A 14265-nucleotide genomic window follows, 5' to 3' on the forward strand; every position below is an offset into this window, starting at 1 on the left:
ACCACCGATGAAATCGGACATCCGCGTCTGTGCCGCCTGGGAATCCGAACACGACCGGCCGGTGTACACGCTGGGTGACACCTGTCCGGACTGCGGGGGCGAGGCGGTCAACAGTGCACCCGCGCCGTTCTCGCCCGAAGACAGCTACGGCGAGTATCGACGTTCTCTTAAGCGCCGCAGCCGCGAATAAGCCGTATGGACGAATTCGACATCGAGCGCGTAGCGGACCCCGACCTCGACGAGCCGGTACTGGTCGAGGGGTTGCCCGGCGTCGGCCACGTCGGCAAACTCGCCGCAGAACACCTGCTGGAGGAGCTCGAAAGCGAGCTCGTCCGCCGCGTCTACTCGACGCATTTCCCACCGCAGGTCAGCATCGATGACGGCCAGGCACAACTCGCCTGCGCCGAGTTCCACGCTGTCACGCCAGAGGAGGGCCAGGACCTGCTCGTGCTCTCCGGGGACCACCAGGCGCAGGACAACCAGGGCCACTACGGCCTGACCGACACGTTCCTCGACATCGCCGACGAGTTCGGCGTCCAGCGGGTGTTCGCCCTCGGCGGCGTCCCGACCGGTGAACTCATCGAGGAGTACGACGTACTCGGCGCGACGACGACCGAAGACTTCAAGGAAACGCTGGAGGACGCTGGCGTGGCCTTCCGCGAGGACGAACCAGCGGGCGGTATCGTCGGCGTCTCCGGCCTGCTGCTGGGCCTGAGCAAGCGCCGCGACGTGCCGGCCAGTTGTCTCATGGGCGAAACGTCGGGCTACCTGGTCGATCCCAAGAGCGCGCAGGCCGTCCTCGAAATCCTTCAGGACGTCATCGGGTTCGAGGTCGACTACAGTTCGCTTGAGGACCGCGCCGACGAGATGGAGGAGGTCGTCCGGAAAATTCAGGAGATGGAACAGCAGAACTCCCCGTCGCCCGCCGACGAGGACCTCAGGTATATCGGCTGAGCCAGATTGCCGTTCCCGTGGCTCGGTATTGGTGACCTCGGAGTCGTTGCTACCGGAGAGCGGGAATTTCTTTACCACTGGAGCCTAACGGAGGGGCGTGCAGACAGAACCGGGCGTCCTACCGGAGTGGCTGCTCCTCGGGCTCGTCCTCGGTGTCGCCGGAACCCTCGTCGTCGCCGGGCTGTTCGTCCTCGCCAACCGCGTGTTTCCGGCCGAGCGGCCGAACCGGCAGGCGACCGACGGCGGAGAGATGCGACGCCGGGCGGAGCTGCGGGAGTACCTCACCGCCATCGACGAGCAGTTCGCCGAGAACCACTTCGTCGAGGGGCAACACGTCGCCTTCTACCTGCCGAAACGGGACGTGGCGATCACGTTCGACGCCCGGGCGTACTACCGCATCGAACGGTCGCCGACTGTTCCCGTACTGGTCGAACACGAGATGCCCGGCGTCTACCTCGGCGCGCGCCTGCCCTTCGAGACGCCCGAAGTCAACCTCGGTCCGGACCCTGAGGAGGAACCACACCCGACAGTGCAGGCGTTCAGCGAACTGGGCCTGACCCAGAGCGCGTCGCTGGACGACGTGAAATCGGCCTACCGCGAGCGCGTCAAGGAGGTCCACCCGGACCACGGTGGCAACGAGGACGAGTTCAAGCGTGTCCGGGAAGCGTACACCACTGCAAAACAGCACGCGTCTGGTGCGTCGAGACAGCGCGCATCGTAGGGAGAGACTGAACACCTGTCACTGCATCGGGACACAACAGACCGGTACAGCCGCATTACGGACAACCGTCTCAGTGACGCTTCCGGTCAGATATCGCGTGAGGCCGGATCGACCGTGTGTTCCCATCGCGATGAGGTCGATATCGTGTTCCTCGCTGTAGGAGAGGATAGCGCGTGCAGCCGGGCCGCTTGCGATATTACCCGCGACACTGACGCCTGCATCTCTGGCACGCTCATGGACCGTCTCGAGTGCCTCCTGGCCGGTCTGCTCAAGCGCGTCGTGAATCTCGGCTGCCCCCTCAACGCCGCCGAAGCGACTCGTATCGACGGAATACATCGTGTGTATCGTTGCGTCAAACACCTCAGCTAGCGTGATTCCCCACTCGATCGCGAGTTCTGCGCCCTCGCTGCCGTCAGTCGGGAGCAGAACGTTGTCGTACCGCTGGTCGCCGATTTCGACGATGTCCCCGTCCGGCGTTACCGTGACAATCGGGACATCTGCGGTCCGGAGCGTCTTTTCTGCGACACTCCCGAGGACAACCCGTTCGAACCCTGTCCGTCCCTGTGTCCCCATAACGATGAGATCAATATCGTGGGTATCGACGTAGTCGTTGATCACTTGAAACGGGATGCCCGACTCGACAGCGGTCGTGATGTGCCCAGAGAGATGTGCCCGGGCGAGTCTGGCGATGGAATCCACCGCTCGTTCTGCCTCCGCTTCGAGGAGACGCTCCCGGTCAGTCTGCCCGTCAGAATTCAGATCCGGTTCGATGTCACGGGAGTCAACCGCTGACAGTACGTGGAGGTCGGCACCGATTGTGGCAGCGAGATCGATACCTCGCCGGGCACCGATCCGTGCGCCGTCACTGCCGTCGGTCGGCACGAGAATCGAGTCGATCGTTCGGCTCATGGACACAGTTTGACAGGCTATTGATTTAACACTACGTTCGATTCTCACCACGAAGTAGCGTCGTCCATTCGAGAATCATCTTATGCCGCGTACGCGTGCTGCATCTCGCACGCCTCGTTCAACCGACACAGTACCCGACAAAAGCCGTAGCGAGATAGAAGATCACCACAGTAGTAATACGTCGCTTATCCTGATACTGTCGGCTGTACATCTGTGAAGAATTTCGCCACCTCAGGGTGGCGAATATCTTGAAATAGTTACAGCCAACAGTATGAGACAAGCGCACCACCGTTTTATCAGCCACCTGATCGTAGTCGGGATATGATCTCACAGATTCTCGTTCCGATGGACGACTCGGAGATGGCCCAGCGGGCGCTCGAGTACGCCCTTGAGAACCACCCTGGGGCGGAGATTACTGTCTTACACGTCGTGGGCGGACCGTCACCGTTGGGGGGAGCGGCCACGGCACTGGCTCTTTCGGACGACATCGAAGCGGCCGCGGAGGAGCGTTCGGAGGCGGTATTCGACGACGCTCGGGAGATCGCTGCCGAGTACGATGTCGAAATCACCACCGAGGTACAACTGGGACATCCGGCTCGGGCGATTCTGAATAGAGCCGACGATTTCGATGCGGTCGTACTCGGAAGTCACGGCGGCGCGTTGGCCGATCGACTGGTCGTCGGGAACGTCGCCCAGAAAGTGTTCCGTAACTCACCCGTTCCAGTCATCGTCGCTCGGTGATCGGCGGAGACTGAGAGATGAACTGACGGCCACACATTTGCCCCGTTTCCACCGGAATCGGTCCGGAGAAACACCGTCCCGGGTCGCTGGGGTGACTACGGCGTCACGACGAGCTTCCCGACGCCATCGCGGTCCTGCATCGCCGCAAACGCCGTACCGGTCTCTTCGAGCGGGTACGTTGCATCAATTTCCGGGGTGAGGTCGCCGTCGGCGACGAGGCCGACGAGTCGCTCCAGGTCGCCCTGGGTCCCCATCGTACTCCCGATGATACGTTTGTGGCCGAGGAACAGGTCGGGAATATCGATCTCGGATGTGCCACCGGCCGTCCGTCCACACACGGCCATGCTGCCGCCACGTTGGAGAACGTCAAGACCGAGCTGCGTGTACTCGCCACCGAGGTGATTGAGCACGCCGTTGACGGTTCCGATGTCGGTGACCGCCGCTCGAATCTCGTCCGGGTCGGTGCTCTCGATGGCGTAGTCCAGGCCGAGCGATTCGACCCGGTTCAGTTTCGCCTGTGAGGACGAGGTCCCGACGCTGTGAGCACCGAGAACGGACGCGAGTTGCACGCCTGCGACGCCGACACCGCCAGTTACGCCCGGGATGAACACCAGGTCGCCCGGTCCGGCGTCAACCCGGCGGAGCATGTGGAAGGCAGTCATATAGGCCGTCGGAAGCGCGGCCGCGTCGACCGTTCCCACGCCGTCGGGGAGCCTGACGAGGCGGTCGGCCTGGACGCGGGCCGCCTCGGCGAGGCCACCGTGGTACAGCGAGAAGTTCTCACAGAGGTTCTCCGGCCCCTCGCGGCAGTAGCGACACGTCCCGCAGGTCTCGTTCGGACAGAGTACCACTCGGTCACCGGGTTCGAGAGCGGTAACGCCCTCGCCCACGGCGTCGACGGTTCCGGCAACGTCGAGTCCGCTGACGAACGGCAAGTCGTCGGTGTCGACCATCGCAGAATCCCCTTCCAGAACCCAGAGGTCGTGGCGGTTGATGGCACACGCTTCGACGGAGACCACCGCCTCGCCACGGTCGGGTTCGGGAGTCGGTTGGTTCACAATCGAGACGCCGTCCGGGCCAGTGAGTTCGCTGAACGCTGCGACGCGCATCGGGTCTGGGTAGTGCCACGACGGGCTAAACAACACCGAAGTATGCAGTGGTGTGCCACGACGGCCAACGTTCCGGCCGACCGTGCCCTCAGATACCCTGGCTCATGAGGTGACTGCGCAGCAGGTCCGCCTCCTTGCTTCCGGCGACGGGGTTCACGAGGACCACGACGTCGTCATCGTCGAAAGCTCCCTCGTCAGCCAGCGCTCTCGCGCCGGCGATTGCCGTCCCCCCGGTCGCGCCGGTTTCCGGCCCCATCTCACAGCCGTCGACGGCACCGGCCAGGATATCCTTGTCCGAGACGGCAACGCCGTCGCCGCCCGAGCGGTCGAGCGAGTCCAGCGCCGCTGCGCCGGCGGCGGGGTCGGGCACCTCCAGCGGGCCGACGATAGTGTCGGGGTGCTCGATGGTGGCCGGTTCGCTCGCCCCCTCGCGTGCGGCGTCGGCGATGGCGGCCGTCGAGTCCGGCTGTGCGGCGTAGGTTCGTGGCACTGAGTCCGTGAGCCCGCTGTCGGCCGCTGCCCGGAAGCCGCGTTCGAGGCCGACGAGCGTCTCGCCGTGGCTGGTGGGGTGGACCACGGCATCGGGGACCGTCCAGTCGAGGTCGTCGGCCGTCTCGAACGCGACGGATTTGGCTCCCTCGATTCGAAAGGGATGGCCGGGCGCGACCGGGATCAAGCCGTCGGCCGCCTCGGCTCGTTCCTCTTCGAAGGCCGAGACGGCGTCGTCGTACCGGCCCTCGACGACGCGCATGTCGCCGCCGTGAACGTTCACCATCGCCTTGTTGAGGAACGGACACCGCGAGGGGACAAACCCCTTCGATTCGATGCCCGCGCGGGCCGCGTAGGCGGCGTTGGCCTGTGCGCCGTTGCCGGTCGATGGCGTCGTGACGCGCTCGGCCCCGCGCTGCGCTGCGGCAGTGACCGAGAGCGAGAGCTTGCGGTCGCCCAATGAGGCCGTCGGATTGCGCCCCTCGTCTTTGACGTACACCGAGTCGACGCCGAGTTCCTCTGCCAGATCCGGAACCGGGACCAGCGGCGTCGCCCCCTCGCCGAGCGTCACGGTCGCGTCTTGCGGGAACGGCCGCAGCGGCTCGTAGCGGCCGGGTCCGGTCGTGTCTGGCAGGTCCGCAGGCGTCAGGTCCGGAACGCCGTAGTCGCCGACGAGAACGCCGCCGCAGTCGGGACAGCGGTCGCTCGTGCTGTCGGTTTCCTCGCCACACGCCGTGCAGATAAGGCCGCGAAACGCCGCAGTCGTCTCCATGGTTCTCTCTGTGGACGGGACAACCAAGTGTGGTCCGGTCCCGCTTCAGCACGCTCTTGTCCCGGGCGGCCGAACTGGGAGGTATGACAGATGTCGTCGTCGCTGGGGGCGGGCTCGCCGGACTGGTCGCCGCCCGGCACCTGGCCGAGTCGGGCCGAGACGTGACAGTCTTCGAGCAGCGCTCGGACGTGGGCGGTCGCGTCCGGACGGCCCACGAAGACGGCTACACGTTCGACCGCGGGTTTCAGGTCATGTTCACCGCCTACCCCGCGGCGAAGCGCGAACTCGACATCGAGGCGCTGTCGCCGCGGACGTTCACGCCGGGGGCGACAATCGCCAGCCCGAACCACCGTTCGGTGCTGTCGGACCCGCTCCGCAATCCCTCGGCAGCACCACAGACACTACTCAACACGGACGTTCGCACGGCCGACAAACTCCGGCTGTTCCGGCTGCAGCGCGAACTGGCCAACGTCAAGCCCGTCGAACTGCTCTCCCGTGACGGGCGGACCATCCGGGAGTACCTCGCCGACTACGGCTTCTCACAGCGGTTCGTCGAGCGGTTCGCCGCGCCGTTCTACGGTGGCATCACGCTCGACCGCTCGCTCGGAACCGACAGCAGCATCTTCGAGTACACCTACAAGATGCTGAGCGAGGGCGAGATATTCGTCCCCGCCGACGGGATGCAGGCGATGCCGCGACAGCTCGCCAACCGCGCTCGCTCGGCGGGCGCGACCATCGAAACCGACGCGGCCGTGACGGACCTGGAAACCCACGAAGACGAGGTCACTGCCGAAGTGGGCAACGAGACGGTGTCAGCCGAGAGCGCCGTCGTCGCGACGGACCCGCAGACCGCGGCGGAGTTGACGGACATCGACGCCATCCCGACCGAGCCCGTCGGCTGTGTCACCCAGTACTTCGCGCTCCCGACAAACCGCGCGCCGACGACCGGACAGCGCATCATCCTCAACGCGGCGGACGACCGACCGAACACCGTCGCGCCGCTGTCGGCCGTCGCCAGCGAGTACGCGCCCGCTGGGATGGAGTTGTACAGCGCCACATTCCTCGGGACGCCGGAGGAAAGCGATGCGGAACTGGCCGCTGAAGTCCGGGCGGCGCTGCAGTCGTGGTATCCGAACGCGAGCTTCGAGGCGCTGGAACTGCTCCGGACCGACCGCGTCCCGCTCTCACAGTTCGCTCAGCCGCCGGGGTATCGGGACGCGCTCCCGGACCCGACAGCGCCAGAGGGCAACGCCGTCCTGGCGGGCGACTACACCCGCTGGTCGGCGATACAGGGTGCGCTGGAAAGCGGCAAGGTCGCCGCCGATCTGCTTCGATAAGAGAAACGCCGATACGACTGCAAAAGAGGGCCGGCGGCCTATGCGGCCGGACCGCCGCTATTCGTGTTTCCCTCTTGTTCGTGCCCCTCTCCTTCGAGGACTTCAGAGACGTACTTTATCGTCGCGAAGTACAGCAGCAGTAGCGAGAGCAGCGTAATCGCGATGAGACCCAGCGCGATTTCTGTCTGAACCATATTCCAGCGTCCACCGTCGCGGGTCAAATACTTACCGTTATAGCATGCGCCGGAACTCACCCAGCGGCGGGAACGACAGCGTCTCGCGCCCGCTCTCGTCCCAGACTACCGGCTCTAATCGGTCGGCATCAGTAACGAGCGGGGACTGAAAGTCGCTGGCCCGCATCTCGTTGACCTCCACGCCGGCGTTCAGCCTGTTGAACGACGGGAGCATCACCACGTCGCTGCCGCGGTACTGGCCGCTCCCGACGAGATAGCAGGGTTGGCGCTGACCCTCGATGGAAATGGTGGGATGGTCGTGCCCGACGACGTAGCGGTCGGCATCAACGTCGGGTGCCTCGTGGCCGTGACAGACGACGGTTTCGCCGACGCGATACGTCGTTTCGGTCGGGCCGTCCCACACGCTGTCGAGCATCGTGTCGTGGTTACCCGGCGTCACAAGCAGGCGAGCCCCGGCCGCCTGACAGGCGCTTTTGAGCCCTGCCACGGTGCTCTCGACCGACCGAGGGACGGTCCGGAACGAGTGGAGGAGGTCGCCGGCGATAACGACCTCCGCTGGGTCATGGCGCTCGACGAGCGACTGGAACCGCTGGACCATGTCCGAACCGGACCCGACCGGCAGTTCGAGATTCCCGCCAGTACCCCGGCCGACGTGGAGATCCGCGACGACGAGCGTCTCCCCAAGCAGGAGCGCCCGGTCGTCGTAGCTGGCTGTCATCGCCGTCCAGTCAGCACCGGGGAGGCTTATATTGTCGGGCATGGGGACGAGACACATCGCAGGTGGCCGGACTGCAGCCGAATATCTCGGCCTGACAGTGTCGGTGGTATTTTTACCTGCGACTCCCGTGATTCCTGTATGGTCGACGTCCTGGAGAACAAGCGGGCCGCGACGCGGTTTCGGGTCCTCGTGGAGATCGCCGAGCGCCAGCCCGCAGTGAGTCAGGGCGAAATCGCCGACGCTGTCGGTGTGACGAGCCAGGCCGTCAGCGAGTACATCCGTGAACTCGTCGACGACGGCTTAGTCGAGAAGGAAGGGCGGTCGCGCTACCGCGTCACGAAGGAGGGCGTCGACTGGGTGTTCCAGTCCGCGACCGACGTGCGCCGGTTCGCCGACCACGTCACCGACGACGTGCTCGGTAGCGTGCAGGAGGACGCCGCCATCGCCACGGCGGACCTGGCGGAAGGCGAGACGGTGACGCTCTCGCTGTCGGACGGCCTGTTACACGCCCATCCCGGCGGTGGCGACGCGACGGGCGTGACCACGACCAGCGCCGCGGAAGGCGAGGTCGTCGGCGTCACGGGCTTCGAGGGCGTCATCGACCTCAACCCCGGCCACGTCAGCGTGATACAGGTCCCGCCGGTCCGGTCGGGGCCGGTCGAGAACGTCGACGACATCGCCGCGGCCTGTGCGGACGCCCCCATCGTCACCGCCGCAGGCGTCGAGTCCGTCGTCGCGCTCCGCGATGCCGACATCGAACCGACGACGCACTTCGCGGCGGGCGAGGTGGCCGCTGCTGCCGCATCACGGGGACTCGACGCTGTCGTCGTGGCGACACAAGACACCGTCGGTCGTGTGACCGACGCCCTCCGCGACGCGAGCGTCGACTACGATGTGACGCAGTAACCAGCAAGTAGCGGGACTTTTCCGGTCGGCTACCGTCGGGACAGCCATGAGCGACCACGAGATGCACGACGCCGTCGAAGCGTTCCTGAACGAGGCCGACGACGCCTACGGCGAGTACGAGCAAGGCTACACCGACGCTGATGCGACGCTCCGGCGACTGGAGACGGCTATCGAGGAACTGCGGACGGCAACCGAGGATTGACCTCCTCCCACGCCTGAAGGCGCGGGATTCCCGCGGCACCGCACCGCTAGGTTGGGAGTTTCAGGTTTGTAGCCAGGTCGGCATGACCGGACTCCTGGCGGGGCCAAGCCGCCGTTACTCCTATCCCCGGTATGGGGATTCAGAGTTACCGTGTGTCGGAATCCACAGCCAGCGGCCCGAAAGGGATTCTTTTGGACGTAGCGTGGCCCGAATCCCGATATTATCCGTTTATCTGGGCGGCTGATCCGCCTCGGTGTGGTCATGCATACGGTGTCACCGGTTATAAAACTCCGGCTGAGTGAGGCTACAGGCGAAGCTGCCGGGTTGTCGGCTTCATCCACACCCCTGAAGGGGTGGGCTTTCGCCTTGCTCCCGCTGTAAGACGCCGTCCATCGTCGGGCGAACAGTATTGTAGGCTCAGGTTCATGTAGGCCGTATGACGGATGTGGTTCTGGTAGACGGCGCACGCACCGCACACGGTGAACTGCTGGGAGGGCTCGCAGAGCGAAGCGCGATAGAGCTCGGTACTACAGCCGTCGAGGGACTGCTCGACCGAACCGGCGTCGACGAAGACAGTGTCGACTGGGTCGGCCTCGGAAACGCGGTACAGGCGGGCGTCGGCCAGGTGCCGGCCCGACAGGTCGTCGTCGAGTCACCGCTTCCAGACAGCGTCGCCGCGACGACGCTGAACGAGGCCTCGGGGTCGGGACTGCGGGCGATTATGACCGCCGCCGACCGCATCGAGGCCGGTCGGGCATCGGTGTGTCTCGCCGGCGGCATGGAGTCGATGTCGAACGCGCCGTATCTCGTACCGGACATGCGCGGCGGCCGCCGACACGGGAACAGCGAACTTGTCGACGCGATGATCTGGGACTCGCTGTGGGACAAGCACTACGACGCCCACATGGGCACGTTGACAGAGGAACTCGCCGCCGAGCACGACATCAGCCGCGAGGCCCAGGACGAGTACGCTCGGCGGAGCAACCACCGGGCCGGCGAGGCCATCCAGTCCGGGAAGTTCACCGAGGAACTCGTTCCGGTGGAAACGGCTGACGGCCTCGTGACGGAGGACGAGGGACCGCGGCCGGACACGACGGTAGACCAGCTGGCGGCGCTCCCACCGGCGTTTGCAGACGGCGGTACGATCACCGCCGGCAACGCTTCGAAACTCTCCGATGGGGCGGGAGCGGTGGTGCTGGCCGACGCCGAGACGGTAGAGCGCGAGGGGCTGGGACCGATGGCTCACGTCGAGGACTACGCCGTCGCCTACCGCGACCCGTCGGAGTTCTCCATCGCGGTTCGGGACGTCGTCGCTAAACTGCTTGAGCGCAACGACCTCTCCGTCGCCGACGTGGACCACTTCGAACTCAACGAGGCCTTCGCCGCGCAGATGGTGTACGTCGCCGACGAACTCGACATCCCCGCCGAGAAGCACAACCCCCTCGGCGGCGCGGTGGCGCTCGGGCATCCTATCGGAGCCAGCGGCGGTATCCTCACGACCACGATGCTGTACGCGATGGAGCGAGCGGATCATCACCGCGGTATCGTGGGGATGAGCGTCGGTGGCGGTGGCGCAATTGCGATGTCTGTGGTTCGCTAATGAACCGCCGCCATCGAAGCGAGTGAGCGTCGGCGGTGGGGGCGCAATTGCGATGTCCGTGGTCCGGTAGGCCCCGCCAGCGGCGAGGCGAGTGAGCGTCGGTGGCGGTGGCGCAATTGCGATGTCAAAGCCAGCGTGAAATCCCGCTGAACTGAAAGTGGAAGAGCGAGAGGAGCGCTACGTACGGGACCAGTCGAAACGAGAGAACAGCAATTAGATTACGAGCCCGTTTTTCCGATTTCCTCCAGTGTGAGTGTGTAGTCTCCGCTTCCGCTGTAGACATACACGAGTATGCCGATCTCGCTGACCTGTGAGAAGTCGTCGATGATTATCTGTTCGCTACTGTCCTGCGTATAGGACGCGCGGTCGTAGTCGTTCGGAGTGGGCGTGCGACCGTCGAAGGAGACATAGAGGTCGAAGTCGGCGTCAGATGGGCCATCGAGGCTGAGGATCAGCTGCATGGGCGACTCCGTCTTGAGGGAGTACGTCTGCTTGTCATAATCGAGCATCCCATCGAGTGACCCGGACAACTCTTCGGTGAGACGGTCCTTCGATTCATCGGTGACGGAGACGCTGACTGACGTGGTCGCCTCGGCACCGTCGTTGTCAGTCACAGTGACGGTGACGGTGTAGTCGCCGGTACTGGTGTACGTGTGGCTGACCTCCGTCGCGTCCGTACCCTCGATGGGTTCAGAGCCGTCGCCGAACTCCCAGCGGTAGTTCGTTATCGAGCCGTCGGGATCACGGGAGCCGCTGGCATCGAATATGATCTCTTTATTCACAGTGACAGTTCGTGAATCGTCGTTGAGCGTCACGATCGGCGGTTCGTTTTCGGTTCCGCCACCGGCGGTTACGAAGTTGTATGCATCCGCGAGGCCGAAACCGACGAACTGGCCGTCTGCGTCCAGTGGCTGGGCGGTGTCGAGAAGGTTCTGTCGGGTCTGGCTGACGGACCAATCATGTTTGTCGAGACCGAGCGCAGCGACGCCGGCGACAGCAGGACTCGCCATCGACGTCCCGGGGAACTGAGCGTAGTCTCCCCCCGGAACGGATGAGAGTATGTCATTGCCCGGTGCCGCAATGTCGACCTTCGCGCCGTAGTTCGAGAACTCGGTCGGACTCTTGTTGCTATCGACGGCACCAACGGCGACGCATTCTTCGTAAGCCGCTGGGTACGACACGTCCTGCTGGCTTGGTGGATCACTGTCCTTATGATTCCCGGCTGCACAGATGAGGAGAACACCCTGATCCCACGCGTTTGAGACCGCGTTTTTCATTGTCTGGTTGTAGCCGCCGCCACCGAGAGACATATTGATAATGTCCGCCCCCTGCTCAGTCGCCCACTGGACGGCGTTAGCGATATCGGCGGTTCGGCCCCCGTTCGGGCCGAGTGCACGGCAACTCAGAAGCCGGGAGTTACTGACACCTGCGATACCGGTTTCGTCGTTCGTTTCGCCGGCAGCGATACCGGAGACGTGTGTCCCGTGCTGAGCGGATTGCGGGGCGGGATCGTCGTCGTTGTCGACGAAGTCCCGTCCTTTCTGGCTCCCGAACTGCCCGTCGAGGTCGGGATGGGTGTAATCTGTACCGGTGTCTATGACGGCGATGGTGACGTCTTCGCTTCCGAACGTAATGTCCCATGCTTTCGGGGCATTGACCAGTTGTGGCGCGTACTGGCTGTCGAACTTCGGATCGTTCGGAACCGTGGCGATCGGCTCGCGAACGTGGTTGAATTCCGTATATTTGACCCCGTCAATTCCTTCGACTGTCGGAAGGATTTCGCTCTTGAATTTCTGCGGGACTGCTGAGCGAAGATACGAAAGTGACTCGTTCACGTCGATAATATCGAGCTGTTCGAGGTCAGACCGTTCTTTTATTTTGTTATGAACATCTGAAGCGTTCCTGTCATTTGTCACACCGATCAGATACTCTTCTGTATCAGATTCCTGTGATGCGGTGGCTTCTCCACCAAAAGCTGCGACGGTTACAGCGGAGCCGAGTGCCTTGATAACTGATCTTCTGGACGGTTTCGGTAGGGTATGTCGGGACATCCGACTCCCAATAAATATGGGTGGGTTATAAAATTAATATATAATTCCTCATGCAGCCCGGTGTCTAATAAACAAAATTATATATGCTACTTTATAAATACGCGTTTATCTTGTTTTCTTATATATAAAGGTATAGTTATGAACGTTGCAATAGTTTATACCGGTCGGCAATAGCGACAGAACAGACGGACGCCGCTAATGCTACCGCAGCACAAGGAAGAATTATCGGGCCGGCCGCCCCCAAACAGAATATGACTGGATTCTCCCGGCGGGTAGAGCAGGTATCGATCTCTGGCATCCGCGAAGTGTTCGAGGCGGCGGGCGAGGACGCCATCAACCTCGGCCTCGGCCAGCCGGACTTCCCGACGCCGGAGCACGCCCGACAGGCGGCCGTCGAGGCAATTCAGGCAGGGGAAGTCGACGCCTACACGTCGAACAAGGGAACCGAGGAACTCCGGGAAGCAATCGCCGCCAAGCACAAGCGGGACAACGACCTCGACGTCGACCCCGGGGACATCATCGCCACCTCGGGCGGGAGCGAGGCGCTGCACATTGCGCTGGAGGCCCACGTCGACGAGGGGCAGGAGGTCATCTTCCCGGACCCGGGGTTCGTCTCCTACGACGCGCTGACCCATCTGGCCGGGGGGACGCCGCGACCGGTCCCGCTGCGTGAGGACCTCACGATGGCCCCCGAAACCGTCGAGGAGGCCATCACCGACGACACGGCAGCGTTCGTCGTCAATTCCCCGGCGAACCCGACTGGAGCGGTGCAGTCACCCGAAGACATGCGGGCGTTCGCCCGCATTGCCGACGAGCACGACGTGCTGTGTATTTCCGACGAAGTGTACGAACACCAGGTGTTCGAGGGCGAGCACCGCTCGCCGGCGGAGTTCAGCGACACGGGCAACGTCGTCGTCGTCAACGCCTGCTCGAAGGCCTACTCGATGACGGGCTGGCGGCTCGGCTGGGTCACCGGCGCGACCGACCGCATCGAGCGGATGCTGCGCGTCCACCAGTACGCGCAGGCCTGTGCGTCGGCTCCGGCCCAGTACGCCGCCGAGGCAGCACTGAGCGGGCCGCAAGACCAGGTTTCGGAGATGCGCGACGCCTTCCAGGAGCGCCGGGACGTGCTGCTGGACGGCCTCGACGAGATGGGACTCGACTGTCCGACGCCCAAGGGCGCGTTCTACGCGATGCCGAAGGTCCCCGACGGCTGGGTGGACGAGGTCATCGACCGCGGCGTCGTAGTCGTTCCCGGCGACGCCTTCGGCGAGCACGGCGCGGGCTACGCCCGAATCTCCTACGCGACGGACATGGAGACGCTGAAGGAGGCCATCGACATCATGGCCGACGCGACGGCGGCGGTTCGCTGAGTGGCCAGCAGTCAGCAGCCGACGCGGACAGTCGCCCCGAAATTGGAACAGTCTCGGAAGAGAGTGCGAAGAAACGCTTTATTTGCCGCCTGTCTTGGCTCTCGTATCCCATCGTGGCATATGCATCCGAGTCCAGCGCGCTGTTCGACGGGGAGAGACAGGACTATACGACGGGCAGACGCAGGTCCC

Annotated in this window: 15 protein-coding genes; 9 read left to right on the plus strand and 6 right to left on the minus strand. The window is 64.1% G+C overall.

Features of this window, described 5'->3' with window-relative positions:
• Positions 1 to 7: 7 nt before the first annotated feature.
• From Har1131_RS14055 to Har1131_RS14065, 3 genes are all read left to right on the plus strand, one after another.
• Positions 8 to 190, plus strand: coding sequence for an RNA-protein complex protein Nop10 (locus Har1131_RS14055; RefSeq protein WP_151146913.1), 183 nt, complete (start codon positions 8 to 10; stop codon positions 188 to 190).
• A gap of 5 nt (positions 191 to 195) precedes the next feature.
• On the plus strand, positions 196 to 954 hold the full coding sequence (locus Har1131_RS14060; RefSeq protein WP_014039676.1) for a proteasome assembly chaperone family protein: 759 nt from the start codon (positions 196 to 198) through the stop codon (positions 952 to 954).
• Positions 955 to 1051: 97 nt separating this feature from the next.
• Positions 1052 to 1675, plus strand: a complete 624-nt coding sequence (locus tag Har1131_RS14065; protein ID WP_014039675.1) for a J domain-containing protein — start codon at positions 1052 to 1054, stop codon at positions 1673 to 1675.
• Between the two features lie 18 nt (positions 1676 to 1693).
• Here Har1131_RS14065 and Har1131_RS14070 read toward each other — a convergent pair whose 3' ends face one another.
• Entirely contained in the window at positions 1694 to 2584 is an 891-nt protein-coding gene (locus Har1131_RS14070; protein WP_014039674.1) for a universal stress protein, read from the minus strand.
• 321 nt (positions 2585 to 2905) lie between these two features.
• Between Har1131_RS14070 and Har1131_RS14075 the strand changes: the two genes are divergently transcribed.
• Positions 2906 to 3325 carry a universal stress protein gene (locus tag Har1131_RS14075; RefSeq protein WP_014039673.1) on the plus strand — a complete coding sequence of 140 codons (420 nt, stop codon included), beginning with the start codon at positions 2906 to 2908 and terminating at the stop codon, positions 3323 to 3325.
• A gap of 95 nt (positions 3326 to 3420) precedes the next feature.
• On the opposite strand, the gene Har1131_RS14080 is transcribed toward Har1131_RS14075, so the two are convergent.
• Positions 3421 to 4434 (minus strand): alcohol dehydrogenase catalytic domain-containing protein, encoded by a 1014-nt coding sequence (locus tag Har1131_RS14080; protein ID WP_151146916.1) that lies wholly within the window; start codon positions 4432 to 4434, stop codon positions 3421 to 3423.
• A gap of 88 nt (positions 4435 to 4522) precedes the next feature.
• Complete coding sequence (locus Har1131_RS14085) at positions 4523 to 5695, minus strand: pyridoxal-phosphate dependent enzyme (protein WP_050037624.1); 1173 nt, start codon at positions 5693 to 5695, stop codon at positions 4523 to 4525.
• 83 nt (positions 5696 to 5778) lie between these two features.
• On the opposite strand from Har1131_RS14085, the gene Har1131_RS14090 reads away from it, so the two are divergent.
• Positions 5779 to 7032 carry an NAD(P)/FAD-dependent oxidoreductase gene (locus tag Har1131_RS14090; protein ID WP_191907482.1) on the plus strand — a complete coding sequence of 418 codons (1254 nt, stop codon included), beginning with the start codon at positions 5779 to 5781 and terminating at the stop codon, positions 7030 to 7032.
• 38 nt (positions 7033 to 7070) lie between these two features.
• On the opposite strand, the gene Har1131_RS21830 is transcribed toward Har1131_RS14090, so the two are convergent.
• Both Har1131_RS21830 and Har1131_RS14095 read right to left on the minus strand, forming a co-directional pair.
• Positions 7071 to 7226, minus strand: a complete 156-nt coding sequence (locus Har1131_RS21830) for a hypothetical protein (protein ID WP_004593663.1) — start codon at positions 7224 to 7226, stop codon at positions 7071 to 7073.
• A 37-nt stretch (positions 7227 to 7263) separates the two neighbouring features.
• Positions 7264 to 8001, minus strand: coding sequence for a metallophosphoesterase (locus Har1131_RS14095; RefSeq protein WP_007189005.1), 738 nt, complete (start codon positions 7999 to 8001; stop codon positions 7264 to 7266).
• 81 nt (positions 8002 to 8082) lie between these two features.
• Here Har1131_RS14095 and Har1131_RS14100 point away from each other — a divergent pair, with 81 nt between their 5' ends.
• The 3 genes from Har1131_RS14100 to Har1131_RS14105 all read left to right on the plus strand — a co-directional run bounded on the left by Har1131_RS14100 (position 8083) and on the right by Har1131_RS14105 (position 10652).
• The gene (locus Har1131_RS14100) at positions 8083 to 8850 is read left to right on the plus strand and encodes a MarR family transcriptional regulator (RefSeq protein ID WP_151146922.1); all 768 of its coding nucleotides are present in this window, start codon (positions 8083 to 8085) and stop codon (positions 8848 to 8850) included.
• 46 nt (positions 8851 to 8896) lie between these two features.
• Positions 8897 to 9052, plus strand: coding sequence for a hypothetical protein (locus Har1131_RS21835; protein ID WP_014039667.1), 156 nt, complete (start codon positions 8897 to 8899; stop codon positions 9050 to 9052).
• 436 nt (positions 9053 to 9488) lie between these two features.
• Positions 9489 to 10652 carry a thiolase family protein gene (locus tag Har1131_RS14105; protein WP_050037621.1) on the plus strand — a complete coding sequence of 388 codons (1164 nt, stop codon included), beginning with the start codon at positions 9489 to 9491 and terminating at the stop codon, positions 10650 to 10652.
• Between the two features lie 218 nt (positions 10653 to 10870).
• On the opposite strand, the gene Har1131_RS14110 is transcribed toward Har1131_RS14105, so the two are convergent.
• Positions 10871 to 12487 carry a S8 family serine peptidase gene (locus tag Har1131_RS14110; protein WP_225308124.1) on the minus strand — a complete coding sequence of 539 codons (1617 nt, stop codon included), beginning with the start codon at positions 12485 to 12487 and terminating at the stop codon, positions 10871 to 10873.
• Positions 12488 to 12954: 467 nt separating this feature from the next.
• Between Har1131_RS14110 and Har1131_RS14115 the strand changes: the two genes are divergently transcribed.
• Positions 12955 to 14076 (plus strand): pyridoxal phosphate-dependent aminotransferase, encoded by a 1122-nt coding sequence (locus Har1131_RS14115; RefSeq protein WP_014039664.1) that lies wholly within the window; start codon positions 12955 to 12957, stop codon positions 14074 to 14076.
• Positions 14077 to 14265: the final 189 nt, after the last annotated feature.

The sequence above is a fragment of the Haloarcula sp. CBA1131 genome, assembly GCF_008728975.1.
Classification (GTDB): domain Archaea; phylum Halobacteriota; class Halobacteria; order Halobacteriales; family Haloarculaceae; genus Haloarcula; species Haloarcula hispanica.

Bases quoted from the DNA above. Each gene is read 5' to 3' on its own strand.
- Har1131_RS14055 (WP_151146913.1), top strand. From the start codon at position 8: ATGAAATCGGACATCCGCGTCTGTGCCGCCTGGGAATCCGAACACGAC.
- Har1131_RS14060 (WP_014039676.1), top strand. From the start codon at position 196: ATGGACGAATTCGACATCGAGCGCGTAGCGGACCCCGACCTCGACGAG.
- Har1131_RS14070 (WP_014039674.1), bottom strand. From the start codon at position 2,584: ATGAGCCGAACGATCGACTCGATTCTCGTGCCGACCGACGGCAGTGAC.
- Har1131_RS14075 (WP_014039673.1), top strand. From the start codon at position 2,906: ATGATCTCACAGATTCTCGTTCCGATGGACGACTCGGAGATGGCCCAG.
- Har1131_RS14080 (WP_151146916.1), bottom strand. From the start codon at position 4,434: ATGCGCGTCGCAGCGTTCAGCGAACTCACTGGCCCGGACGGCGTCTCG.
- Har1131_RS14085 (WP_050037624.1), bottom strand. From the start codon at position 5,695: ATGGAGACGACTGCGGCGTTTCGCGGCCTTATCTGCACGGCGTGTGGC.
- Har1131_RS14090 (WP_191907482.1), top strand. From the start codon at position 5,779: ATGACAGATGTCGTCGTCGCTGGGGGCGGGCTCGCCGGACTGGTCGCC.
- Har1131_RS21830 (WP_004593663.1), bottom strand. From the start codon at position 7,226: ATGGTTCAGACAGAAATCGCGCTGGGTCTCATCGCGATTACGCTGCTC.
- Har1131_RS14095 (WP_007189005.1), bottom strand. From the start codon at position 8,001: ATGTGTCTCGTCCCCATGCCCGACAATATAAGCCTCCCCGGTGCTGAC.
- Har1131_RS14100 (WP_151146922.1), top strand. From the start codon at position 8,083: ATGGTCGACGTCCTGGAGAACAAGCGGGCCGCGACGCGGTTTCGGGTC.
- Har1131_RS21835 (WP_014039667.1), top strand. From the start codon at position 8,897: ATGAGCGACCACGAGATGCACGACGCCGTCGAAGCGTTCCTGAACGAG.
- Har1131_RS14105 (WP_050037621.1), top strand. From the start codon at position 9,489: ATGACGGATGTGGTTCTGGTAGACGGCGCACGCACCGCACACGGTGAA.
- Har1131_RS14115 (WP_014039664.1), top strand. From the start codon at position 12,955: ATGACTGGATTCTCCCGGCGGGTAGAGCAGGTATCGATCTCTGGCATC.